This is a genomic window from Paraburkholderia sp. PGU19, from assembly GCF_013426915.1.
Taxonomy (GTDB): Bacteria; Pseudomonadota; Gammaproteobacteria; order Burkholderiales; family Burkholderiaceae; genus Paraburkholderia.
The window spans coordinates 475227-498414 of sequence record NZ_AP023181.1 but is presented as its reverse complement, the minus strand read 5'-3'; the positions used below and the strand labels follow the sequence as shown (position 1 = coordinate 498414).

The window sequence follows — 23188 nt, the reverse complement described above, 5'->3', positions numbered from 1 at the left end:
GTGATGCGGCTGCGGTGCTTATCGCTCGACCGAGCGGTTCCAGCGCTCCGTCCATTCGGTGCGGTGCTGGTTGATCGTGGCCCAGTCCATCGCGGTCAGCTTGCTGACCTGGTCCGGGCCGTAGGGCACGCGTGCGGCGACGTCGGGCGTCAGCTTGACGGTCTTGTTGACGGGGCCGAGGCCGATGCCTTGCGCCTGCATCGCCTGCACTTCGGGGCTCAGCAGGTACTGGATGAAGTCCTGCGAGAGCTTGGGCTGCGCGTTCTCGGCCACGGGGCACGCCGCGACCTGCAACGCGACGCCGCCTTCCTTCGGATACACGAACTTGAGCGGGAAGCCCGTGTTCTGCAGCGCGACCGCGCGGCCGCTGCCGTAGGGCGCGATGATGACGTCGCCCGCCTGCATCAGACCGTCCATCTCGCCGGGCGTCGGCGCCCACGACAGCACATCGGGCGCGACCTGCTTCGTCATCGCGGTGAAGCCCGGGTCGATGTTCTTCTCGCCGCCGCCGTTCATGCGCGCGAGCATCACGAGCGTATGCAGGCCATACGTGTTGGTGATGGGCGGCACGCCGAGCTTGCCCTTCAGGCGCTTGTCGGTCAGCACTTGCCACGAGTCGGGCGCGGGCAGGCCGAGCTTCTTGAACGCCTGCTCGTTGTAGCCGATGCCCGTCGCCACCATGCCGACGCCGACGGCCGTCGGGCCGAGACGCGCGAGCGGATAGAGGTCCTTCATCACGGGCGCCTCGTCGACCTTCGCGCACAGGCCGAGCTGCATTGCCTGATACATCGGGCCGTCGTCCATCACCGCGACGTTGATCTGCTGATGCCCTTTCTGCGCCTGGAGTTTCGCGAGCGTGTCGCTCGAATTGCCCGCGACGTAGACGATCTTCACGTCATGCGCCTTCTCGAACGGCGGGATGATTTTCTGGCGATACAACTGCTCATTCGAGCCACCGACGTTCGCGACATACAGCGTCGTCTCAGCGTGCGCGAGCAACGGTGCGGTCAGACAGGCGGCGCAGAGGGCGGAGGAGAGAACACGGATCGTAAGACGGCAACGGCGGCGCAGCGTTTCTTGCATGACGACGATCTCCATTCGATGTGGGAAAGGACGCTCTGGCGGCGTGTCAATGGATCACAGTCTGGTCCGCAATGGTCATATCGTCCAATACGAATAAAATAGCTATCCATACATGGTTGATATGGGTTGAGGACGATGAACCTGAAGCATATCGAGGCGTTTCGCGCGGTGATGGTGGCGGGGTCGATGACGGCGGCGGCAAAGGCGCTCTTCACGTCGCAGCCGAACGTGAGCCGGCTGATCTCGCAGCTCGAACGGGAGACGGGCTTGCTGCTGTTTCAGCGCAGCGGCGTGCGGCTGATACCGACCAGCGAAGGCACGGCGTTCTTTCGTGAAGTGGAGCGCGCGTATGTTGGCCTGCAGGGGCTCACCAATGCCGCTGCGCAGATTCGCAACCTGGGCAGCGGACGTCTGCGCATCGCGGCGATGCCGTCAGCGGGTCTGACGCTCGTGCCGCATGCGATCAAGCGCTTTCAGGACTTGCATCCGGGCGTGACCGTGTCGCTGCACGTCAACACGTCAGGCACGGTCAATCACTGGACGGCATCGCAGTTCTGCGATCTCGGCGTGGCCGTGTACATCAGCGAGGCGTCGAATTGCGATGTCGAAATGCTGTCGACAGTCGCCGCCGTCTGCGTGATGCCTGCCGCGCATCGGCTGGCTTCGAAGGCCGTCATCAAGCCGGCCGATCTGCAAGGCGAGTCGTTTATTTCGCTGTGTCATGGCGACGGCACGCGCGCGCAGATGGATGAGGTGTTCGTGCGCGCAGGCGTCGAACGCAAGCTCGCGATCGAGGCGCAATACACGGCGATCTGCTGCGAACTGGTGCGCTGCGGAATGGGCGTAACGCTGGCGCATCCCGGCGTGGCGCTGGATTTTGCCGGGCCGGATATCGCCATCCGGCCGTTCTCGCCGGCCGTGATGTTTCCGATGTATCTGCTGTTTCCGCCGAATCAGCCACGCGAACGGCTGGCTGCGGCGTTCGTCGAAGTGCTCCGCTCGGAGCATGAGGAAGTGATGGAGAAGCTGGCGCTGATCGTCCCTGACTCAACGCCGAAACGCACGCGCAAGCAAAGCGCTAAACGGGCGTTGCAATGACACAAGGCGTGTTGCCGCGAACACAGGTGCACCGTCGCGGCAACGCACGTGAGTCGTTACAGATAGGTGCAGACGTAGTCGAGCGTTTCGATCACGTCGATGTCAAAGCGGCTCTTGCCGGGCACCGAGAACGTCTCGCCCGCGTTGTACGTTTTCCACTCGTCGCTGCCTTCCAGACGAATGCGGCATGTGCCTGCCTGCACTTCCATCAGTTCGGGTGCGTCGGTGCCGAAGTTGAGCGTGCCGGGCAAGATCACGCCGAGCGTCTTGCGCGTGCCGTCGGCGAAAAGAACGGTGTGCGACACGCACTTGCCGTCGAAGTAGACGTTGGCGCGTTTGACAACGGAAACCTGATCGAATTGCGTTGCGGCCGTCATGGCGGTGTTCCTCTGGGTCGTTGTGAATGAAGGCAGGAGCGCCGCATGAACGTGGCGACGCGAGGCCGCCATGATACAGCCTGCCTGCGGCAGGGCTGCGAATCCCCGCTCAGGCAGCGGTGACGCCCAGTGCCACGACGCCCAGCAGCGCCGTGCCCGCCGCTATCCGTTGAGACGTACGTCCGCAAGTCACTAAAGGCACCGTCCGACATCCCTCCAGAACCCGGAGAAACCCTCAGAGCGTTCGATCATCGCGCAGTGATGCGCGATGATCGAACAAAATGGGGCGATAATCCCTTGTGCTGTAGGGCCTCGGGGCGCTACGCTGCGCTCCATCCTGTCGACATTCAGATAGTCGTCAGCCTACAAAGCTAGGAGACAACCATGACCGCAGTCCCGGCTCACGAGCCCCAGGGTAAGCATCAGTCGAAGAAGGCCGCCGCCAGCGGCTGGATCGGATCGGCGCTTGAATACTACGATTTCTTCATCTATGCGACCGCATCGGCGCTGATCTTTCCGCAGATATTCTTTCCCAAGGGCAATGCCACGACCGCGATCGTCGCGTCGCTGGCGACGTACGGCGTGGGCTACGTGGCGCGGCCAATCGGCGCCTTCGTGCTCGGCCACCTCGGCGACACGCACGGCCGCAAGAAAGTGCTGCTGGCCTGCATGTTCCTGATGGGCTTTTCGACGATCGGCGTTGGCCTGTTGCCCACGTACGATCAGGTCGGTCTGCTGGCGCCCCTGTTTCTGGTGCTGCTGCGTCTGGTGCAGGGCTTCGCGGTGGCGGGCGAAATCTCCGGCGCAAGCTCGATGATTCTGGAGCACGCACCGTTCGGGCGGCGCGGCTTCTACTCCAGCTTCACGCTGCAAGGCGTGCAGGCCGGGCAGATTCTGGCTGCCGCCGTGTTCCTGCCGCTCGCGCATTACATGCCCGCCGAGCAGTTCAATGTCTGGGGCTGGCGCATTCCGTTCCTGCTGAGCTTCGTGGTCATCATCGCGGGCTGGATCATTCGCCGCAAGGTCGACGAGACGCCCGCGTTCAAGGAAGAAGGCGGTGCCGCACGTGCCCGCTCGCCGATCGTCGATGCGTTCAAGTACAGCACGCCGAACATGCTGCGCGTGATCTGCATGGCGCTGATGAACGTGATCCCCGTCGTGGCGACCATCTTCGGCGCGGCGTACGCGGTGCAGCCGGCCTACGGCATCGGCTTCGCGAAGGACATGTACCTGTGGATTCCCGTGGTCGGCAACATCGTCGCCGTGGTGGTGATTCCGTACGTCGGCAACCTGTCGGACAAGATCGGCCGCAAGCCGCCCATGATCATCGGTTCGCTGCTGTCGGGCGTGCTGGCGTTCGCGTACCTCTACGCCATCAGCATCCATAACGTGCCGCTCGCCTTCGTGATGTCGATTCTGATGTGGGGCGTGGTCTATCAGGGCTACAACGCCGTGTTCCCGAGCTTCTACCCCGAACTGTTCCCGACGGCCACCCGCGTCTCGGCGATGGCGATTGCGCAGAATATCGGCACCGCGATCACCGCGATGCTGCCCGCGCTGTTCACGGCCGTGGCGCCTCCGGGATCCAGCAATATCTGGTTGACGATCGGCGCCCTCGCTTTCGCGATCACCATCATCGCCTCGCTGGCCGCGTTCAGTGCCCGTGAGACGTACCGTGTTCATATGGACGAACTCGGCCAGCCCGACGCGCATCCCGTCGACAAATCCGAGTACGACGCTGCGCGGGCTGCGGCATTCGCCCACTGAAGCACGCTAAAGCCCGCTGAGCCCGCCGAGCGGAACTAGACGCCTGAGAGAGCACCTTGACCATGATTTCCGGAAAGACCACCCTCGTCGCGCACATCGGTTTTCCGACCGAGAGCTTCAAGTCGCCGATGATTTACAACCCATGGTTCGAGCAGAAGGGCATCGACGCCGTCGTCGTGCCGATGGGCGTCAAGGCGGAAGACTACGAGCAGAGCTTCAAGTCGATCTTCCGCTTCACCAATCTGCGTGGGGCGCTCATCACGATGCCGCACAAGGTGACGACGGTCGGCCTGGTCGATGAAGTCACGCCCGCCGTGCGCATCGCGGGCGCCTGCAACGCGGTGCTCAAGCGTCCCGACGGCACGCTGCTCGGCGATCAGTTCGACGGCGCCGGCTTCGTGCGCGGCGTGCTGGGCAAGGGGCGGCAACTGAAGGGCGCACGCGTGCTGATCTCGGGTTCGGGCGGTGTCGGTTCGGCGATCGCGGCGTCGCTGGCGGCGGCGGGCGTCGCCGAACTCGCGTTGTACGACGCGCGCAACGAATCCGCCGAGGGGCTCGCGCAGCGTTTGCGCGAGCACTACCCGGCGTTGACGGTCCGCACTGGCTCGAAAGATCCCGACGGCTACGAGGTCGTGGTGAACGCGACACCGCTCGGCATGAAGGAGGGCGATCCGCTGCCCTTCGATGTCGCGCGCATCGCGCCCGAGTGTTTTGTCGGCGAAGTCGTGATGAAGTCGGAGTACACGCCGTTCCTGCGCGCCGCGCGTGAGAAGGGCTGTGAAGTGCAGGTCGGCACCGACATGCTGTTCGAGATGATTCCCGCCTATCTGGAGTTCTTCGGCTTCGGGACGGCGACGCCCGACGAGTTGCGCAGCGCGGCGACCATCGCCTACTAAGTCGCTGCTTCGATGTCCCCTTCGTATCGCGGCTCGCTGAGCTTCGCGTTACTTCTGCCGTTTCTGCTCGCGGCGCAGCCCGTCGCGACCGACAGCTACCTGCCTGCGCTCCCTGAGATCGCTGCGTCGCTCGGTTCGGCCAGCTCGAGCCTCACGGTGTTCGCGCTTGCCTTCGGCATCGGCCAGCTGCCGATGGGCAGCCTCGCCGATCGCTATGGACGCCGCCCCGTCTTGCTGACGGGTCTCGCCGCTTATGTCGTCGCTGCGCTCGCGGGCGCACTTGCCGCCGATGCGTCGATGCTGACGGCGGCGCGCGCATTTCAGGGTCTCGCGATGGCCGCGATTCTCGTCTGCTCACGCGCGGCGGTGCGCGACCTGTATCCCGCCAGAGACGGACCGCACGTGATGGCGCGCGGCCTGACGGGCCTCGGCGCGACGGCGCTCACGGCACCCATAGTCGGCGCCTTTATCGCGCAGCATGCCGGCTGGCGCTGGGTGCTCGCGGTCATGAGTCTCTACGCGCTGGTGTTATGCGTCGCGTGCTGGCGTGGCTTCGGCGAAACCCTGCAGCAAGGCGAGACGACGCAGGCGCCCGCCGGCAGCGTTCGCGAGATTTTCCAGAGCACCGAGTTCCGGGCGTGGGCGCTGCTCGCCGCGACGACCTATGGCGGAATGTTCTGTTTCCTGCTGCTTTCGCCGATGGTGTACATCGGCTACCTGGGCCTGTCGCCGCAGATGTATGGCTGGATTCCCGCATGCGGTTCGGCCGTCTACATGTTGAGCACGATTGGCTGCCGGCATCTGCTGTATCGCCAGGGTGTGCTGTTGACGGTGCGGCAGGGCGCGATCCTGAGTATCGCGGGCGCAATCATCCAGGCGCTGGGTTGCTGGCTGTTGCCGGGCACCGTGTGGCCGTTGCTGCTGGGGCATGGGGTCTATAGCCTCGGGCACGGCATTCATCAGCCGTGCGGGCAGGCAGGCGCCGTGGGCGGCCTGCCTCATCTCGCGGGTCGCGCGGTGTCGTGGTCCGGCTTCATCATGATGGGCGCGGCCTTCTGCATGGGGCAGACGGCTGCCGCCTTCGTCGATCCGCAGTATCGCTACGGCGCGTGGCCGATGGTGGTGCCGATGCTGTTCGCGGGCTTGATCATCGTGACGATCGCTTTTGTCTGGCTGCCGAAGGTTGGCCGGTCGTTGCCCGTCGGGGTGCGGACCACGGTCGTTCCCGTGAGCGCGGAGTAGTCCGACGGTCCGCGCTCAATCGACGACGGCCACGATATTGACCGTCCCCTGTCTCGCCATCTTCGCATACGGGCACAAACGTTCCGCGTTGCGCACGAGTTCTTCCGCCACCGCCCGGTCGACGCCCGGTATCCGCACCCGCACATCGATTACGAGCGCGTAGCCGCCATCCATCGGATCGCGGCCAAAGGCGACCTGCACGTCGACGGCAATATCGTTGAGTTCCATCTTGGCCCGCTTGCCGAGCAGATTGAGCGCGCCATGAAAGCAGCCGGCAAAGCCCGCGGCGAATAGTTGCTCGGGATTGGTTCCGTCGCCGGGACCGCCGAGTTCGGTGGGCAAGCGTAATTGCACATCGAGGTTGCCGTCCGCTGAGCGAGCAACGCCCGATGCGCGGCCATGTCCCGTCTCGCCGCCGGATACGGTGACCGATGTCGTGTAGAGCGCCTCGAATTCCCGGCCACGATATCGGTCGAGCAGGGAGAGCGGGGGCGCTTGCAGTTTCTTTTTCATGATTCGTTCTCAGGCCTGGCGGCGAACCTCGATGTGATCGATGGCCCTTGCTCAGCCTGCTCCCTTTTCAGACGAAGCGACAGTGAACCCGACCCCATGTTAAGTGACGGAAAAATGTCGCGGTAGAGTCGTTGACGGACTCACGGTGTTTCCAGAATGGCGTCAATCCGCGGCGCGCTTTTTGTTCAGTCGAAATACGCAGGGACGGGAAGCGGTCCCACATCGGTTCGATGTGTCCTACACTGAGAAAGCCCGCCGAAAGGCGGCCCCGCCGAAAGCCGGCCCCGCCGAAAGCCGGCCGCGCCGAAAGGCGGCCCCGCCGAAAGGGGGCCGCGCCGGGCGTACTGCGGGGCCGCTTCGCAAAGTGCCTTCTCCTTTCAGCGGGCGAGGCAGATTACTTCCGCACACGCGCCAAAATGTGGGAACCGTCGATGGATCATTCGGATGCATCGCTGCATGCTTTTCGCGTTGGCTTGCCCAACCCGGCCGACGCCCTGTCCACCTGTTTTTCGACGAGCTACGCAGGAATCATCGCCTTCATGGCGGTCGCGACGGAAGGCAGTTTTGCGAAAGCGGGCGAGCGTCTGGGAATAGGGCGCTCGGCCGTCAGCCGCAATGTTCAGAAGCTTGAATCGCAACTCAGTACCCGCCTATTTCTCCGCACGACGAGGTCCACGCATCTGACCCGCGAGGGCGAGCGCTTCTTCGAAAACTGTAATCAGGGTGTGACGCATATCGTCGACGCCATGAACGACATGCTCGATCTGCGCCATGGTCCGCCGCGCGGCATGCTTCGCATCAGTTCGAATGTGGGCTTCGGGCGCAAGGTCGTGGCGCCGTTGCTTGCGCAGTTTTGCGAGGCTTACGCCGATATCGCCGTCGACCTCATCCTTGATGACAAGCCAGCGGATTTCGCCGCCGAGCAGATCGACGTGGCGTTTCGCGACGGTTGCATCGAGGACTCCAGCATCATTGCGAAGCAGCTGGTGCCGATGCAAATGGTGCTGTGCGCGTCGCGTCTCTACGCCGAAGAACATGGTTTGCCCATGACGCTCGAAGAACTGGCGCGGCATGAATGCGTCAACCTCAGGTTCTCGGGCGGGCGCGTCTACGAGTGGGAGTTCAAGGTCGACGGCCATATGCGCAAGTTCCTGCCGACGGCCCGATTGACGTTCAACGATGCGGACCTGGTATTGCACGCGGTGCTCGAAGGGCGCGGCATCGCGCAATTGCCGGGCTATCTGGTCGCCGATCACATCGCGCGCAATGAACTCGTGATGGCCTTGAGGCGGCACGTGCCGGACGATCGGGGACACTACATCTGCTACCTCTGCCGACAGCATCTGCCTTCGCGCATCCGTGTGTTCGTCGATTTCATGACTGAGCATATCCGGGCGCTGAATCTGCTTTGCCTCGACGATTTCTATATCGATTCGCGGGAAAGCGAGCGTCAGGTGTGATGCGCTGATCGTCGCTTAGAGGTGCGCATTGGTGCTCACGCGGAAACGGTGAGTGTTCTCGCGTGTATCTACCGGTGCAGAAGCGCGCCTCCTACCATTCAGTCATATCGACGCGCCGTCGATACCTGGTTGGAGGGCATCATGCTTCGTGTCGAACCTCTATGGGCGTTGACTGGCTGGATCGTGCTGGTCGTAATCAATATCGGACTTGCCATTGCCGTTTCATTCAGCGGCGCTATCTGATTTCTGTTTTCCTGGCGGGTGGCCCGCATCTTCATTCCGTGATCCCGTGGCCCGCAGAATAGGTTTCGTTGCACCGTTTTGACGGCACGAGACACCACAAGGAAAACATGGAATGAACGATCGATCACGCCAGCGACGATGTCCCGGCATGGCCGAAGAGCTTTCATGTCGGCTTCGAACTGCCGGGCGTCGATGATGTTCACACGTTGTATGAGCGTTTCAAGGCGGACGGCGTGCAGATGGAAACCGGCATTTTCAATAATGGCCGCGGCTCGCGCTTTTTCTGCCCCGCGCCGGGCGGTGTGATGTTCGAATTGAACACACGCCGCGACGCGGCGCCTGAAAATCGCAGCACATTCGACAACTAAGAATGGCCTGATCATAAAGGATCTGAATGATCTTTATGATTAGAGTAGGGCAAGGCGGCCGTGGTGTCGGACTAGACGGACTACGGCTCGACGACATTGAAATCGCCGTCGAACTGGTCCAGCGTTTCGAGCAGCGCGCGGAACAGCGCAACATCGCCTTCCAGTTGAATCTCACGCGCCGCGACAGCATCCTTGAAGCCCGTCTCGCCACAGAGAATGCGATTCAGCGTCTGCCTCGACATCGAAACGTGCAGATCGGTACCTTCCCCACGCACGGACGATGACCACGTCAACGCACCATGTTGCAGACTCAGTGTGAACCGCCTGCGACTATCCGTGAACCGCCAGTCGATCTGCATCTTCAGATGCTGCGACTTCAAACCATCGACTCTTACCGCAAGGTAGTCGAAGAACATTTCTTCCGTTATCGTGCACACCATGTCACGGCTGCGGTTGCCGAATTGTGTCGAAGCATCGCCGCGCCCCTCGCGCAACTCGCGCGCGCCGAGCAGAAACGCGTTCCGCCACGTCGCCGATTCCGCCTGATAGCCCATCTGCTCCAGCGCAGCCGCGCCGAGTTCGCGCGCCTCGCGCAAGCGCGGCTGGGCGAACACCAGATGATTCATCACTTGCGCGACCCACCGGTACTCGCCTTTTTCGAAATCCACACGGGCACGTTCGAGAATCGCATCGGCGCCGCCCATATACTCGACGTAGCGGGACGCCGACGCTTCCGGCGGCAGCGCATGCAGGTGGCTCGGATTGCCGTCGTACCAGCTCAGATAGTGCTGGTAAATCGCCTTCACGTTGTGCGATACAGTGCCGTAGTACCCACGCGTATGCCACTTGTTGAGTAACGCATCGGGCAGCCGGATCTGCTCGGCGATTTCGACGGCATTCAGTCCGCGATTCATGAGCCGCACGGTCTGGTCGTGCAGGAACTTGTACAGATCCCGTTGTGCCTCCAGGTAGTCGACGATCCGCTCGTTGCCCCACGTCGGCCAGTTGTGCTGCGCGAACACGACCTGCGCGTCGCGTCCATAGCGGTCCAGCGATTCGCCGAGGTAGCGCGACCACAGTTGCGCGTTACGAACCTGCGCGCCGCGCGGCGGACAGAGGTTGTGCAACGAGCGCGTCCCGTTCTCGGCGAGATTGAGCGCGCGCTGTTGCGGAAAATAGAAGTGCATCTCGGCGGGCGCCTCGCTTTCGGGCGTCAGCTGGAACACGATTTCGACGCCATCGATTACATGCGTCTCTGAAGGCTCTGTGATCAGTTGCGTCGGCGGGATCAGCGTGATGGTCCCGCGTGGGATGGTTTTACCCATGCCCGAGTCGATCTGGCAGCAGGCGTTGCGCGGGAGCGTGTGGCCGAACTGAAACTGCGCCCGGCGCGCCATGGCCGTGCCCGCCATCACGTTCTCCGACACCGCCTCTTCCATGAATCCCACTGGCGCGATGATCGCTGTCTTGCCTGCGATCACATCCTGCTCGCTGACGACGCCACGCACACCGCCGAAATGATCGGCGTGACTGTGGCTGTAGATCACCGCGACAACGGGGCGCTTCGGGCGATGCACACAATACAGATCGAGCGCGGCGGCGGCTGTCTCCTTGCAGGTCAGCGGATCGATCACGATCAGCCCGCTGTCGCCCTCGATGAACGTGATGTTCGAGACGTCGAAGCCTCGCACCTGGTAGATGCGTTCCGTGACCCTGAACAGCCCATGCAGCGTGTTCAGCCGCGCGTGACGCCATAGCGCGGGGTGAGCCGTCGCGGGCGCGCGTTCTTCTTCGAGAAAACGGTAGTCTGCCAGGCTCCAGACCAGTTGATCGTACGCGCCGCGAATCTCCGCATCGGGAATCGTGCCGATGAAACCACGTCGTGCGTCGGCTTTTTCAAGGGGATCGTCCGGCGGCAGTTCGCGCAGCGCACGCTTTTGCGCGGACACAGTGACAGCGGACGCAGGCAATGATTGATAAGGCGTCTGGTGTGGCATCAAATGCTCCCGTTAACAGGTCGCGCCCGCGTCCTCAGGACTCGCGGACGCTAAATCCAGGTTGTTGGTTTTCCGAATCAGCGCGCAGCGGCACGAATCATGTCCGCCGCCTTTTCACCGATCATCATCGCGGGCGCATTCGTATTGCCGCCGATCAGCGTGGGCATGATCGAGCAATCGACGACGCGCAATCGCTCGACACCTCTCACGCGCAGTTCGTTATCGACGACCGCAAGCGGGTCACTGGCCGCCCCCATCCGGCAGGTGCCGACCGGGTGGTACAAACAATCGGCGTGGCCGCGCACGAAGGCGCGCAGACTTTCTTCGCTCGCGAAGCTTTCGCTTTTCATCTCGCGTCCACCGAGGTCTTTCATGGCCGGCTGGTTCATCACGTCGCGCATGATGCGAATGCCGGTGATCAGCGTTTCCATGTCGCGCGGCGCGCTCATCAGACGCGTATCGATCAGCGGCGCTTCGCGCATGTCGGGCGACCGGAGGCGAACGACACCGCGGCTCTCGGGGCGCAGCACGCAGATATGCCCCGAGTAACCGTGCCCCAGCTTGCGCCGGCTGCCCATGTTGCGATTGCCGATCAGCGCGACCGTGAACACGAGATTCAGGTCGGGGCGATCGAGTTCGGGCCGGCTCTTCACGAACGCGCCCGCTTCGACGAAGTTCGATGTCAGCATGCCGGCACGCTGGCGCCGGTAGCGGCGGATCTCCTTCAACAGCCGCAAGCCGCCGCGCAGCGTGGCGCCGAACAGATCGGTGCTGTCGAGCTGCGTATTGATGACGATGTCGAGATGATCCTGCAGGTTCTCGCCGACGCCGGGCAGATCGTGACGTACATCGATGCCCATTTCCTGCAGATGCTTCGCCGGACCGATGCCCGAGGCGAGCAGCAGTTGCGGTGAATTGAACACGCCGCCGCTCACGATCACCTCGCGTCGGGCGCGCAAGGTCTGTTCGACGCCGTCGCGCGAGACCACCACGCCCACCGCGCGCCGGCCTTCGAACACGAGGCGCAGCGCCTGCGTTCCCGTCAGCACATGCAGGTTATGGCGGCCGCCGTTGTAGCGCCCATCGACGGTCTTGCCGCGGTGCAGGTACGCACGCGCGGCGTTCCAGCGTTCGCCGTTGTGCTGGGTCACCTGGTAGTAGCCGAAGCCTTCCTGTTCGGCGCCGTTGAAGTCGTCGTTCAGTGCGTGTCCCGCCTGCTGCGCGGCCTGCAGGAAGTACTGGCAAAACGGGTTGGGCGAACGAAGGTCGTTGACGTACAAGGGCCCGTCCGTTCCATGCCACGGGTTGGCCGTGCCGGCAAAGCGCGTGTTGTTTTCGCTGCGCCTGAAATACGGCAGGACGTCGTCGTAGCTCCACCCTGTGCAGCCTTGCGCGGCCCAGTCGTGGTAATCCTTGCGATGGCCCCGGATATACACCATGCCGTTGAGCGACGACGAGCCGCCGAGCACGCGTCCACGCGGCTGATAGCTGCGGCGGCCGTCGAGTGCCGGTTGCGGCTCGGTGTAGTAGCCGTAGTTGTACGGGCCCGGCTTGACGACGGTTTTAGCGAGACCGACCGGTGTCCAGATCAGGTAGTGGTCGTCGGGGCCGCCGTTTTCGAGCACGGCGACGCTGACGGTCGGATCGTCGGACAGACGTCCCGCAACGGCGCAACCGGCGGAGCCGGCGCCGATCACGAGATAGTCGTATTCGCCTGAAAGAGGCGGGGAGGCGGACCGGGTCATCGATGGGTTCCTTTTTGTTGTGCGGCAGGCGTGGGCGCGCCGTCGCTGTCTCCAGGCGGTATGCGATACGACGATAGAGGCAGTGTGGGAAAGGCGGGACTACCCGAAACGGGTAGGGGCAGAGATGAAGAGGCGTTATCGTCGGATCGGCTTGCCCGCGATCAGGCGACGCCCTGCAAAATCGTCCAATACTTTCGACAAAACTTTCCCTAGCATCTCTCCAAGGTTGGTTCATCAGGAGAGGGGAATTGTCTTTGCAAGCAGAAGCACCGTCGTCGATCGATATAGAAGCCGCCCGCAAGCCCGAGCGCTGCGTCATCGTCGTGGACGCAGCGCTGGCGCCGGGCAAGGCGTCGAACGCGGCAGCCGTCGTCGCGTTCACGCTGGGGCAGCGCCACAGCCATCTCGTCGGCGCGCCATTGCGGGAGCGCGACGGCACCGCGCATCCCGGTCTGATCCCGATCGGCATTCCCGTGCTCAAGGCCACTGCGCAGCAATTGAGCGAGCTTCGGCAGAAATCGCTGACGCACTGCGACGTGGTGGATTTTCCCGTGCAAGGGCAGGCCACCACCGACTACGACGCCTTCCTCGACGCCGTCAACGCGCTGTCCGGCCCTTCGATGCAGTACCTCGCAATCGGCCTCGTCGGACCGAGGAACAGGATCGGCAAACTGGTCGGCGGCTTTGCGCTGTTCGCATGATGATCGCCAACCTCACATCGGAACTGGACGGACAGGTCTGGTCCATCGGCATCAACCGCCCAGACAAGCGCAACGCGCTCAACGGCACGATGTTCGATGCGCTAGCGAACGCGCTGCGGCTTGCACAAGGCGACGTGCGCGTCCATTGCGTGCTGCTGCATGGAACCAGCGATTGCTTCTGCGCGGGTCACGACACAGCTGCATTCGGCTCGCTCTGGCCGCAGACCGCCGACGGCGCAGTCGCGCGTTGCATCAATGCCTTTGCCGAACAGCCCAAGCCGCTGGTCGCCGCTGTGAACGGCGCGGCGGTGGGCTTCGGCGCGACGATGCTGCTGCATGCCGACTGGGTGGTCGCCGGCGAAAGCGCGATGTTCCGCTTTCCATTCGCCGACCTGGGCATCGTCCCCGAAGCGGGCGCGACTGCGTTGCTGGCTCGCCGGGTCGGCGATCTGGTCGCACGCGACTGGCTGATGAGCGGCCGGCCGGTTGGCGCGGCGGAAGCCTTGCAACGTGGCTTCGTGTCGCGCGTGGTGCGTGACGCCGAGGTGCGCGAAGCGGCCGTCGAGTACGCATCGCGCCTCGCTTCAAAGCCGCCGAGCGCGCTTCAGGCCACACGACGCCTGTTGCGCGAAGGCGCCACGCTGTCGGCCGCGCAGGCAATCGAGAGCGAGCTCGCGTATCTCAACGCGTATATCCCGGCTGTTTCATGGAGGTCCATCCCTCATGCGTAGCGTTCATATCGTCCACGCTCACCCGGAGCCGCGCTCCTTCTGCACGGCAATGGCACATGACGCGCGACGCCTGCTGACGGCGCGCGGCGACCATGTGAGCTTTTCCGATCTGTATGCGCTCGACTTCGATCCCGTCGTCCGCGCGAGCGATTTCACCGAACGCGCCAATCAGGACTATCTCGTCTACGCGTTGGAGCAGCGCCATGCGCTCGAACACGATGCCGTTGCGCCCGACATCCAGCGCGAAGTCGACGCACTAATGGCGAGCGATATCCTGATGCTGGTGTTCCCGCTCTACTGGTTCTCCGTGCCGGCGCTCGTCAAGGGCTGGATCGACCGCTGCTTCCTGTCGGGCGCGCTGTATGGCGGCAAGCGCATCTACGGTCGAGGCGGCATGGTGGGCAAACGGGCCGTGATCGGCGTGACGCTGGGCGGACGCGAGCACATGTTCGGCGCGCAAGGCATTCATGGCGAACTCGCGCGCGGCATGCTGCGTCATTTGCTGCAGGGCACGCTCGGCTATGTCGGTTACGAAGTGCTCGAACCGTTCTTCGCGTGGCATGTTCCTTACTGCTCGCCAGCCGAGCGGGCGGATATGCTTACGCGTTGGAGCGATTTCGTCGAACGGCTCGACGAGCAGCCGTCGCTGACGATGCCGCGGCTGGAGGACTATGATGATATTTTTCGTCCGCTTCCACAGGCCGCATCACGATGAAAGCCACATTGCCGACGCCTTCCGTCAAGCTCTGGCGCGCGCCCGACGTCATGGATGCCGTCATGCTCAAAGGCCAGTTCGTCGGCCACCGGTATCCGCCGCACACGCATGACACCCATTGCCTTGCCGTGATCACAGGCGGAACGCTCGCGGTCGAGGTCCGGCAGGAGCGGCGCCTGTGCCGTCGCGGCGACGTGATCGTCATCGACGCGGACGTCGTGCATGCAGGCGTAGCCGCTGGCGATGGCCACTGGAAGATGCGCGTCGAACACGTGCAGCCTGCGGCGCTCGCTGCGTATTGCGAGCGGCTCGGCATTCCACGGCGCGAACGGTTCGAGGTGACGAGCCCGTTCATCGTCGACGCCGAGGTGTCGCGCTACCTTTACGGCGTGAACTGGTGTTCCGAAGTGGACGATGATCCCTTCAAGCGCGGCGAAGCGCTCGCGTGTGCTGTCGTCGGGCTGCATGCGCGGCATGCGGCACGCGCCGCCGGTCTCCCTGTGGTGCGCAGGGAGCCTGCGCTGGTTCGCGCGGTCAAGAGCCGTCTGTGCGAAGACCTGCACGCACGCATCACGCTGTCGACGCTGGCCAGCGAATTCAACGTGACGCCGTTCGTGCTGCTGCGTGCATTCGAGCGCGAAGCCGGGCTGAGCCCGCATGCGTTCCAGCAGCAGGAACGCGTGCGTCACGCCATGCCGATGCTGCGATCCGGCAGACCCATCGCGGAAGTCGGCGCGCGAACCGGCTTTGCCGATCAGTCGCACTTCACGCGCGTATTCAAGCAGCAAACGGGCGTGACACCGAAGGTCTATCAGGCGGCGTTCTCATGACCGACGAAGCCCGCATGCGAGCGGGCAGGGCGGCATCGGCGGCGGCATGCCTAAGCACGCCGCCCGCGAGCCGCCGCGTAACTTCGCGCGCTCAGAACCGATAACCCACCTGCAGATGTGCCGCCTGCGCGGACGCATGTCCCGTCGCGATCAGCGCGTCGTAGTCGATCGACACGCTCAGCGCTTTCGTCGGCTGCATGCCGAGGCTGACGCCTGCTGTTAGCTGATCACGCGGCAGTGTGGTGCTGGACGCGGCGAACAGCGTGCCGTCCTGCGCGCCGACCGTCACGGTGCGGCCGTGCAGATACAGAAAAGCGCATGCCGATGCGCGGCGTCACCTTGACGCCGCCGAGCGCGAGCGGCAGCGCCGCCTGCGCAGCCGCCGACGCTTCCTGTCGCTGATGGTGGTGTCGGTCGCACTCGCGCTGGCCGTCGGCATGCCGATGACGTCGATTCTCAAGTCGTTCGAAACGGGCGTCGGCGGCACGCTCGGCCATATCGCGATCGTCGTCGGCCTCGGCACGATGCTCGGCAAGATGATGGCCGAGTCGGGCGGCGCCGAGCGTATCGCGCGCACGCTGATTGACCTGTTCGGACCGAAGAACGTGCACTGGGCGATGATGTGTATCGCGTTTCTCGTCGGCCTGCCCGTGTTCTTCGAAGTGGGCTTCGTGCTGCTGATCCCGATTGCGTTCAACGTGGCGCAACGCACGGGCACGTCGATGATCCGCGTCGGCATTCCGATGGTCGCGGGTCTGTCCGTCGTGCACGGCCTGATTCCGCCGCACCCGGCTGCGCTGCTGGCCGTCACCGCGTATGGCGCGGATATCGGCCACACGATTTTCTACGCGCTGATCGTCGGCATTCCGACTGCGGCCCTTGCCGGTCCGCTGTTTTCGAAGCTGGTCGCGCGCGTCGTGGTGCTGGAAGGCGTGAATCCGATGGCGCAGCAGTTCATCGAGCAGGACGCGAAGCGCGCCAATCAGGCGTTGCCGGGCTTCGGCATCACGCTGTTGACGGTGCTGTTGCCGGTGTTGCTGATGCTGGTCGGCAGCTGGGCCGATCTGCTCGTGCCCGCGAAGACCACGGCCAACGACGTGCTGCACCTGATCGGCCACCCCGACATGGCGCTGCTGCTTGCCGTGCTGCTGAGCTTCTATACGTTCGGCACGACGCGCGGCTTCGGACGCGAGCAGATCCTGAAGTTCACCAACGAGTGTCTTGCACCGACCGCGAGCATCACGCTGGTGGTGGGCGCGGGTGCGGGCTTCGGGCGCATTCTGATCGACAGCGGCGCGTCGAAGGCGATCGTCGATGTCGCGACGGGCGCGCATGTGCCGTTGCTGATCCTTGCATGGCTGGTGGCAGGGCTGATTCGCGTCGCAACGGGTTCGGCGACGGTCGCGATGGCGACGGCCGCGGGTATCATCGCGCCGATCGCGGCAGCGGCTGCCTCGACAGCGACGGGCGTGCGCCCCGAATTGCTGGTGCTGGCAACGGGCGCGGGTTCGCTGATTCTGTCGCACGTCAACGACGGCGGCTTCTGGCTCGTGAAGGAGTACTTCGGCATGAGCGTGCCGCAGACCTTCAAGACGTGGACGGTTTGCGAAACGCTCATCTCCGTCACGGCGCTGCTGCTGACGTTGGGCGTCGCGGCTGTGGTGTGAGGTTCGTTGGGTGACGGCCGTCATCCGGAGGCCATGAACCGCCAGGGCTGGCGAGCGCCTGCTTGCCAGCCTCAGATAGACGTTCAACGCGACACGCGGCCGTACCCGCCTCATACCGCGTTTTCACGCTCCATTCGCTGATCGTCGGCGCCCCGATGTACCGTCTGCTGTTCTTTCAGATACCGTGCGAGTTCGCCATTAGTCACGAAGCTCGCGGCTGAAGAGGCCGCGAGAATATCCTTGGCCTCTTGCGGTTTCGCGATTCCGAAGCCCTGCACATAGTCGACGCCCAGTTCCTCCAGCGCGCGCAAGGTCTGGAAGTCTTCGACCCACTCGGCGATGCTGCGCATGCCCAGATTGCGTGCGAGCGTAATGATCGCCTCCACGATCGCGATATCGGCGGGATGGTTGCACATCGTGCGCACGAACTCGCCGTCTATCTTCAATGCATCGGCCGACAGCGTCTTCAGGTAACGCAACGATGTCTGACCCGCGCCGAAATCGTCGATGGCGATCTTTGCACCCATGTCGTGCACGCGCGCGATGAAGCGCTCCGTATGTTCGAGATCGTGCAGCGCGACGCTTTCGGTAATTTCGATGCACAGGTAATGAACGATGTCCTCGTGACGCGAGAACAGCGCGAACAACTCGTCGAGGAAGTGTTCGTCGTTGAGCGAGCCGCCGCTCAGATTCACGCACACGAAGCGGGTGGTGGAGAGCGATGCGCGGTTCTCACTGAGCCATGCGAGTGTCGTAGTGAGCACCCAGCGGTCGATCTCCACGATCGTGCCGGAGTCCTCGGCGGCGGCGATCAGTTTGGCGGCCGTCGCCACCGCGCCGTCCGGCGTGCGCATGCGCAGCAGTATCTCGAAGTCGAGCGCTTCGGTCGGCGTGTGCATCGACATGATGGGTTGCATCACGAGGAACAGCCCATCGGGCAGGCGGCTCTGTCCCAGCGCCTCGATCAGGTTGATTTCGGCGGCGCGCTCCTCGAACGCCGGCGCGCCCTTGCGCAGTGCCACCAGCCGCGCATTGCCGCCGCGTTTCGCGGCGCGGCACGCGCGGTCGGCATAGGCGAGGGCGTCCAGCGCCCGTTCGCCCTGCGAGCACTCGACGACGCCGATCGATCCCCTGACCTGGAACGCTCGCGTGTCGACATGAAATGGCGCGGAGTTCAACGCGGTGACGAGTTCGCGGCAGCGCACGATGGCATCGTCGATCGGCATGTTCGCGAGCACGCACACGAACTCGTCACCGCCGATGCGCCCGATCGGAATATGGGCGCCGAGACGCTCGACGAGGCGCGCCGCGACATGCCGCAGTATTTCGTCGCCGGTGCCGTGGCCGAACAGGTCGTTGAACAGCTTGAAGCGGTCGAGGTCGAGATACGCGAGCGCCCACGGGGCGCTTTCGCCGCATTGCCGGTCGATTGCATGCTCGATGCCGCGACGGTTCAGCAGACCGGTGAGGGGATCATGCTCGGCCAGGAAGTGCAGCCGCTCGACCGCCTTCGAGCGGTCTGTCACGTCCTCGAGCGAGCCTTCGATAAAACCGTTCGCGCGAATCGCCCGCAGCGAGTAGCGCCGCGACTCTGTCCTCGTGCCCGTGGTGCCGTCGATTTCGATCGACGCCGAGTCGTCGCGCTCCAGCAGTTCACCCAGCGCGCGCTCGGCGCCCGGGGCGAAATAGTCGGCCCAGCGGCGCGTGCCGTCGTGTTCGTCATTCAGGCCGAGCATCGAGTGCAGCGCCGGATTGGCGCGGACGAAGCAGCTTTCGCCGTTCAGCGTGAAAAGGCCGATCGGCGTGACGTCATAGGTGTTGCGCAGCTCGACCTGCATCTGCCGGCGGCGCTCGCGTTCTTCGCGCATCCGTTCCGCAATCGCGAACGCGCACAGCATGCTCGACGACAGCGCCGTCACGACGGGGCTATGCGTTCCGGCCAGCGCTTTCACACCGAACGCGGCGGCGAGCACTTCCGACAGCGTCGCGACCAGCACGATGGCCATCGACGCGACATACCAGAGCACGGTGCGGGAGCGCGCCTTGATGAACAGCTGCACGAGGAAGTAGGTCAGCACCAGGATGCAGAAACTGGCGGTTGCCCACAGCACGGGAATGAAGTGCGCGTAACTCAGCAAGAACGCGGCGGCCATCAGCACGCAGCCGCCATACCGCACAGCCTGCAGGCTCCAGCGCAGACCGATGGCTTTCAGCTCGCGGCGAAACAGCTCCACGAAGAGCGTCGTGGTCAGCACGTAGTAGGCCGCGAACGTGAATTCCCGCAAAAACTCGATATGGTCAGGCGGGATGAGCCGGCCCACCCATTCGGTGTCGAAGCCCATCGCGTTGGCGCTCAGCCGCAGGTTGCCGACCAGCCATGCGGCAAAAATGACGTAAGTCCATTCGCGATTGATGATTGCCGTCACGAACACGAAGATTGCGAGCGTCAGCAGGCCGCCCGTAATCAGCGCTGCGCTCTGGTAGAAATCGAGTGTTGTCTCTTCGAGCTTGTCGAGGCTCGATGCCGAGGCGCTGATATAGGCGGGTCCCGAGAACGTGCCCCGGCACAGGATCTGTGCATCGGGCGCATGCCCGTCGAGCTTCAGCGCAAAGCCGGCCTTGTTGTCGCGCATCGCGCCGCTCGTGCCGTGACGGTCGCCCGCGCCGAGCAGCGTGAGGACGGGGGCCGTCCGCCAGCAGGAAATCGTTTGCGCATGCCGCGACGGCAGGTCGACGAATGTGGCGTCTCCGCTGTCCATGGCAGGCGCGGTGAGCATGAACCAGAACGGCGTTTCCGCCAGATGGGTACTGAAGCGGGCGGTGTGTGCACCACTACGCAGGCGTTCGATGGCGGCGGCGGGCGACAGCGTCGCCGACGGATCCGCGATCACAGAAAAGCTGAGCGGAACGGTCCCCGTGGTGTCGAATTGGCGCGGGCCCCAGAGCAGGACTGCAACGGTGCCAAGCGCAATCACAAATGGCGCTACGTAAACGGAGAAGCGCAGGAAAGCCCAGCCGGTCAGTCGGTCCCGAAACGCCCACTTAACGCTTGTCATCTGCTGCATTTCCCCAGTGACTTCATTCCCAATTTTCATTGCCATGCTACGACGGCTGGCAGCGGAAGCGCGACTGCGCCGACGCCCCTCCATCTTTTGTCCGCCCGAATTGCTTCGGGCGGACACCTTACCTCAACTGCCTTACGCTTCGGCTTCGCTCAACGACCTCAGATAATCCGAGGCGCTGTCCGGCAGGCTGCCGCGCTCGATGCCGTGGCCGGCTTCGCCCTGCAGCGATGCGACGCTGACGTCGATGTCGACGTGATCCGTTTCGAAGAAGAACCCATAGAACGGATGGTTGACCTTCGCCCAGCGCTGACGAACCAGTGCAACCGGTTTCGCCATCACCCGATGCGGCAAGCCGCCGACGTGCGACATCGGCAGGAATTCATTCTGCCCATATACATCTTCGAACAGCATCGCCTCATATTCCCGATCGAGCGGCGAACGCGCGGTAATTAACATCCAGTCGACCCCGTTCTGCGCGCAAAACATGTAATACGCCTTGCACAGCGCCACCTTCACCATCCGCCCGATCGCGCCGCGCGCCACGCCGAGTCGCGTTGCCTCGGCGAGGCGCACCTGGCCCAGCCAGTCCGGCAGTCGGACCGATTGTTCGACGGCGAGCGAATCGAATGCGTTCGTCTGGACCCGCATGGTGCCGAGCGGCCCACCATCCAGCCGCGATTGCGCGAGCAGCACGACCGTGCCATGCGCGCCATCCAGCGCTTCGACGCCCATGGTTTCGGCGAATTCCGGCAAGTGCCGCCGATACGCGGCGCGGCGCATCTCGACCGCCTTGTCGAGTTCCATCCGGTTACTTACCACCTTTATCGTAAACGGCAGCCTTTCCGTTTTCTTTACCGTGCCCGAATTAAAGCCTTCTTCGAGCAACGTATAACCCGTATTTTGCTTCAAAACGACTGAATCGATGCGGTCCATATCAACCCCGTAGGTGAGTGAGAAAAAAGTGCCGCGTTCAAAACGGCAGAACCGCGCTGAACGCGACAAACTAGAGTCTCATGAACGCAGATACGGTGATATGCACAGTCAGTTTCATTCGGAAAGCGGAGTCTGAATGAATGCCGGCAAAACCTTTAAATATAGGCAACCGTGCGCAGCGTGAATAAGCACGCGGTACGCGCATCAACGCATATCGTTATCGGCTTTTGTTGGTTGCAACGGCGAACCCGCGACGCTTAATCTGGAATGCTGTGAACCTGTCCGGAGACTGTCGATGAGTACGATTCCCACCGCCCAGCACGATGCCACCAGCGATGCCGACGACGCGGAGCTTGATGCGCGCTTCGCGCCCATATTCGAGCGGATTGCGGCTGGCAGTATCGAGCGCGAGCAGAATCGGGAACTCGCCTACGATGCAGTGCGCTGGCTGAAGGAAGCAGGGTTCACCGCGTTGCGAGTGCCAAAGCGCTATGGCGGTAGCGGCGCGACGTTGCCGCAGTTCTTTCGTCTTTTGACGCGCCTGGGTGAGGCCGATTCGAATCTGCCGCAGATATTGCGGCTGAATTCAGGCTTTATCGAAAGTCGGCTCGAAAGCGATGATGAGGCATTGCGCGAGCGCTGGCTCACGAAGATCGCGGCGGGCGAGACCGTCGGTGCCGCGATATCCGAGCGCACCGCGAGCACGCACAACAGCGTCACGCTGGTGGCCGACAAGAGCGGCAACGGCTGGTGGTTGAACGGCGAGAAGTACTACAGCACGGGCACGCTTTACGCGGACTGGATCGACGTCGCCGCGCACGACGGCGCCGACGACGTGCGCGTGTTGGTGCGCGCCGATGCGCCTGGCGTCGCGCGTATTGATGATTGGGATGGCTTCGGTCAGCGTTTGACTGCGAGCGGCACGACGCGCTTCGACTCCGTCCATGTGAGCGACGATCAGCTACTGGTGCGCTACAAGGCGTCGGAGCCGCGTCGCAATACCTCCCTGACGGCTTTCTATCAGACCGTCCATCTCGCGACGCTGACTGGCATCGCGCGCGCCGTGCTGCGTGACGGCGTTGCGTTCGCGCAGGCGCACACGCGCACGTTCGGCGTGCCAGGTCGCTCGAGCCCGCGCGACAATCCTCTCGTGCATCGTGTGGTGGGGCGGCTGGCCAGTCTCGCCTATTCGGCTGAGAGTATTACGGCATCGGTGGTGCGCTCGCTCGAAAACGCGTATCAGGCGAGACTCGCGGGCCGCGCGAATACAGACACTTATATTGCGCTCGATATCGAAGCCTACCAGGCGCAGCAGATCGTGATCGAACAGGTGCTGGAGGCGGCCACACTCGTATTCGAAGTGGGCGGAGCGTCTGCGACGAGTGAGACGCGGCGGCTCGATCGTCACTGGCGCAATGCGCGTGTGCTCGCTTCGCATAATCCCGCGATCCAGCGCGAAGCGGCGGTGGGCCACTTTCATCTGAACGGCGCGGCGTCCAACGAACGGTTCAGTCTCGCGCATTCGCCCAGCGAACTGGGACGTGCTGCGACGGACAGCGCGGTTGCCGTCAATGGATAGCGCGAGATCGAAGAATCGATCCGTTTTGCGGAACTGGTGTTTCCGCTGTTGCCCGGCAAGAAGCCGGTGACGTTGCGCGTTAAGGTGCTTACTGGGGGCGCCTTCGACGTGCGGGCGAGCAAGGTTTAATCCACACGCCGGCCCGCAATGAGCGGCGCCAATCCTGATTTATATCGAC

19 protein-coding genes and 1 pseudogene are annotated in these 23188 nt (G+C 63.5%); 12 read left to right on the top strand and 8 right to left on the bottom strand.

From position 1 onward, the window contains the following. Positions 1–18: 18 nt before the first annotated feature. A complete protein-coding gene (locus tag H1204_RS32080; protein WP_180734560.1) occupies positions 19–1083 on the bottom strand; it encodes an ABC transporter substrate-binding protein in 1065 nt (354 codons plus the stop codon). A gap of 135 nt (positions 1084–1218) precedes the next feature. Here H1204_RS32080 and H1204_RS32075 point away from each other — a divergent pair, with 135 nt between their 5' ends. Then, positions 1219–2181, top strand: coding sequence for a LysR substrate-binding domain-containing protein (locus H1204_RS32075; protein ID WP_180734559.1), 963 nt, complete (start codon positions 1219–1221; stop codon positions 2179–2181). Between the two features lie 56 nt (positions 2182–2237). Here H1204_RS32075 and H1204_RS32070 read toward each other — a convergent pair whose 3' ends face one another. Next, a complete protein-coding gene (locus H1204_RS32070) occupies positions 2238–2558 on the bottom strand; it encodes a pyrimidine/purine nucleoside phosphorylase (protein WP_180734558.1) in 321 nt (106 codons plus the stop codon). 384 nt (positions 2559–2942) lie between these two features. Here H1204_RS32070 and H1204_RS32065 point away from each other — a divergent pair, with 384 nt between their 5' ends. From H1204_RS32065 to H1204_RS32055, 3 genes are all read left to right on the top strand, one after another. Continuing rightward, complete coding sequence (locus H1204_RS32065; protein ID WP_180734557.1) at positions 2943–4325, top strand: MFS transporter; 1383 nt, start codon at positions 2943–2945, stop codon at positions 4323–4325. Between the two features lie 62 nt (positions 4326–4387). Then, a complete protein-coding gene (locus H1204_RS32060) occupies positions 4388–5221 on the top strand; it encodes a shikimate dehydrogenase (RefSeq protein WP_180735111.1) in 834 nt (277 codons plus the stop codon). Positions 5222–5233: 12 nt separating this feature from the next. After that, positions 5234–6463, top strand: coding sequence for an MFS transporter (locus tag H1204_RS32055; RefSeq protein WP_180734556.1), 1230 nt, complete (start codon positions 5234–5236; stop codon positions 6461–6463). A 15-nt stretch (positions 6464–6478) separates the two neighbouring features. Here H1204_RS32055 and H1204_RS32050 read toward each other — a convergent pair whose 3' ends face one another. Continuing rightward, positions 6479–6979 carry an Ohr family peroxiredoxin gene (locus H1204_RS32050; protein WP_180735110.1) on the bottom strand — a complete coding sequence of 167 codons (501 nt, stop codon included), beginning with the start codon at positions 6977–6979 and terminating at the stop codon, positions 6479–6481. A gap of 428 nt (positions 6980–7407) precedes the next feature. Between H1204_RS32050 and H1204_RS32045 the strand changes: the two genes are divergently transcribed. Beyond that, entirely contained in the window at positions 7408–8436 is a 1029-nt protein-coding gene (locus H1204_RS32045) for a LysR family transcriptional regulator (RefSeq protein WP_180734555.1), read from the top strand. Between the two features lie 362 nt (positions 8437–8798). Next, a pseudogene (locus H1204_RS32040) lies at positions 8799–9047 on the top strand (VOC family protein); the annotation flags it as partial. Between the two features lie 80 nt (positions 9048–9127). Here the strand turns inward: H1204_RS32040 and H1204_RS32035 are convergent. Then, positions 9128–11044 (bottom strand): alkyl sulfatase dimerization domain-containing protein, encoded by a 1917-nt coding sequence (locus tag H1204_RS32035; RefSeq protein WP_180734554.1) that lies wholly within the window; start codon positions 11042–11044, stop codon positions 9128–9130. 77 nt (positions 11045–11121) lie between these two features. Next, complete coding sequence (locus H1204_RS32030; RefSeq protein WP_180734553.1) at positions 11122–12789, bottom strand: GMC family oxidoreductase N-terminal domain-containing protein; 1668 nt, start codon at positions 12787–12789, stop codon at positions 11122–11124. A 248-nt stretch (positions 12790–13037) separates the two neighbouring features. On the opposite strand from H1204_RS32030, the gene H1204_RS32025 reads away from it, so the two are divergent. The 4 genes from H1204_RS32025 to H1204_RS32010 are packed head-to-tail and all read left to right on the top strand — an operon-like array spanning position 13038 to position 15766. Next, positions 13038–13490 carry a DUF2000 domain-containing protein gene (locus tag H1204_RS32025; protein ID WP_180734552.1) on the top strand — a complete coding sequence of 151 codons (453 nt, stop codon included), beginning with the start codon at positions 13038–13040 and terminating at the stop codon, positions 13488–13490. Then, positions 13487–14221: an enoyl-CoA hydratase-related protein gene (locus H1204_RS32020; RefSeq protein ID WP_180734551.1), complete on the top strand. Its 735-nt coding sequence runs from the start codon at positions 13487–13489 to the stop codon at positions 14219–14221. The genes H1204_RS32025 and H1204_RS32020 overlap by 4 nt, the downstream gene beginning before the upstream one ends. After that, positions 14214–14936 carry an NAD(P)H-dependent oxidoreductase gene (locus H1204_RS32015; protein WP_180734550.1) on the top strand — a complete coding sequence of 241 codons (723 nt, stop codon included), beginning with the start codon at positions 14214–14216 and terminating at the stop codon, positions 14934–14936. Before H1204_RS32020 ends, H1204_RS32015 begins: the two co-directional genes overlap by 8 nt. Beyond that, positions 14933–15766, top strand: a complete 834-nt coding sequence (locus tag H1204_RS32010; RefSeq protein WP_180734549.1) for an AraC family transcriptional regulator — start codon at positions 14933–14935, stop codon at positions 15764–15766. The genes H1204_RS32015 and H1204_RS32010 overlap by 4 nt, the downstream gene beginning before the upstream one ends. Positions 15767–15857: 91 nt before the next feature. Here the strand turns inward: H1204_RS32010 and H1204_RS32005 are convergent, their stop codons facing one another. Further along, entirely contained in the window at positions 15858–16055 is a 198-nt protein-coding gene (locus H1204_RS32005; RefSeq protein ID WP_180734548.1) for a hypothetical protein, read from the bottom strand. A 1-nt stretch (position 16056) separates the two neighbouring features. Between H1204_RS32005 and H1204_RS32000 the strand changes: the two genes are divergently transcribed. After that, positions 16057–17433, top strand: a complete 1377-nt coding sequence (locus H1204_RS32000; RefSeq protein ID WP_243468935.1) for a gluconate:H+ symporter — start codon at positions 16057–16059, stop codon at positions 17431–17433. Positions 17434–17543: 110 nt separating this feature from the next. Here H1204_RS32000 and H1204_RS31995 read toward each other — a convergent pair whose 3' ends face one another. Both H1204_RS31995 and H1204_RS31990 read right to left on the bottom strand, forming a co-directional pair. After that, positions 17544–20489: an EAL domain-containing protein gene (locus H1204_RS31995; protein ID WP_180734547.1), complete on the bottom strand. Its 2946-nt coding sequence runs from the start codon at positions 20487–20489 to the stop codon at positions 17544–17546. Positions 20490–20630: 141 nt separating this feature from the next. Beyond that, entirely contained in the window at positions 20631–21431 is an 801-nt protein-coding gene (locus H1204_RS31990) for a hypothetical protein (RefSeq protein WP_180734546.1), read from the bottom strand. Positions 21432–21726: 295 nt separating this feature from the next. Here H1204_RS31990 and H1204_RS31985 point away from each other — a divergent pair, with 295 nt between their 5' ends. Further along, positions 21727–23010: an acyl-CoA dehydrogenase family protein gene (locus H1204_RS31985; RefSeq protein WP_180734545.1), complete on the top strand. Its 1284-nt coding sequence runs from the start codon at positions 21727–21729 to the stop codon at positions 23008–23010. The last annotated feature ends 178 nt before the right edge of the window (positions 23011–23188 follow it).

Coding starts and splice junctions, on each gene's coding strand:
- H1204_RS32080 (WP_180734560.1), bottom strand. CDS start 1,083: ATGCAAGAAACGCTGCGCCGCCGTTGCCGTCTTACGATCCGTGTTCTC.
- H1204_RS32075 (WP_180734559.1), top strand. CDS start 1,219: ATGAACCTGAAGCATATCGAGGCGTTTCGCGCGGTGATGGTGGCGGGG.
- H1204_RS32070 (WP_180734558.1), bottom strand. CDS start 2,558: ATGACGGCCGCAACGCAATTCGATCAGGTTTCCGTTGTCAAACGCGCC.
- H1204_RS32065 (WP_180734557.1), top strand. CDS start 2,943: ATGACCGCAGTCCCGGCTCACGAGCCCCAGGGTAAGCATCAGTCGAAG.
- H1204_RS32060 (WP_180735111.1), top strand. CDS start 4,388: ATGATTTCCGGAAAGACCACCCTCGTCGCGCACATCGGTTTTCCGACC.
- H1204_RS32055 (WP_180734556.1), top strand. CDS start 5,234: ATGTCCCCTTCGTATCGCGGCTCGCTGAGCTTCGCGTTACTTCTGCCG.
- H1204_RS32045 (WP_180734555.1), top strand. CDS start 7,408: ATGGATCATTCGGATGCATCGCTGCATGCTTTTCGCGTTGGCTTGCCC.
- H1204_RS32035 (WP_180734554.1), bottom strand. CDS start 11,044: ATGCCACACCAGACGCCTTATCAATCATTGCCTGCGTCCGCTGTCACT.
- H1204_RS32030 (WP_180734553.1), bottom strand. CDS start 12,789: ATGACCCGGTCCGCCTCCCCGCCTCTTTCAGGCGAATACGACTATCTC.
- H1204_RS32020 (WP_180734551.1), top strand. CDS start 13,487: ATGATGATCGCCAACCTCACATCGGAACTGGACGGACAGGTCTGGTCC.
- H1204_RS32015 (WP_180734550.1), top strand. CDS start 14,214: ATGCGTAGCGTTCATATCGTCCACGCTCACCCGGAGCCGCGCTCCTTC.
- H1204_RS32010 (WP_180734549.1), top strand. CDS start 14,933: ATGAAAGCCACATTGCCGACGCCTTCCGTCAAGCTCTGGCGCGCGCCC.
- H1204_RS31995 (WP_180734547.1), bottom strand. CDS start 20,489: ATGACAAGCGTTAAGTGGGCGTTTCGGGACCGACTGACCGGCTGGGCT.
- H1204_RS31990 (WP_180734546.1), bottom strand. CDS start 21,431: ATGGACCGCATCGATTCAGTCGTTTTGAAGCAAAATACGGGTTATACG.
- H1204_RS31985 (WP_180734545.1), top strand. CDS start 21,727: ATGAGTACGATTCCCACCGCCCAGCACGATGCCACCAGCGATGCCGAC.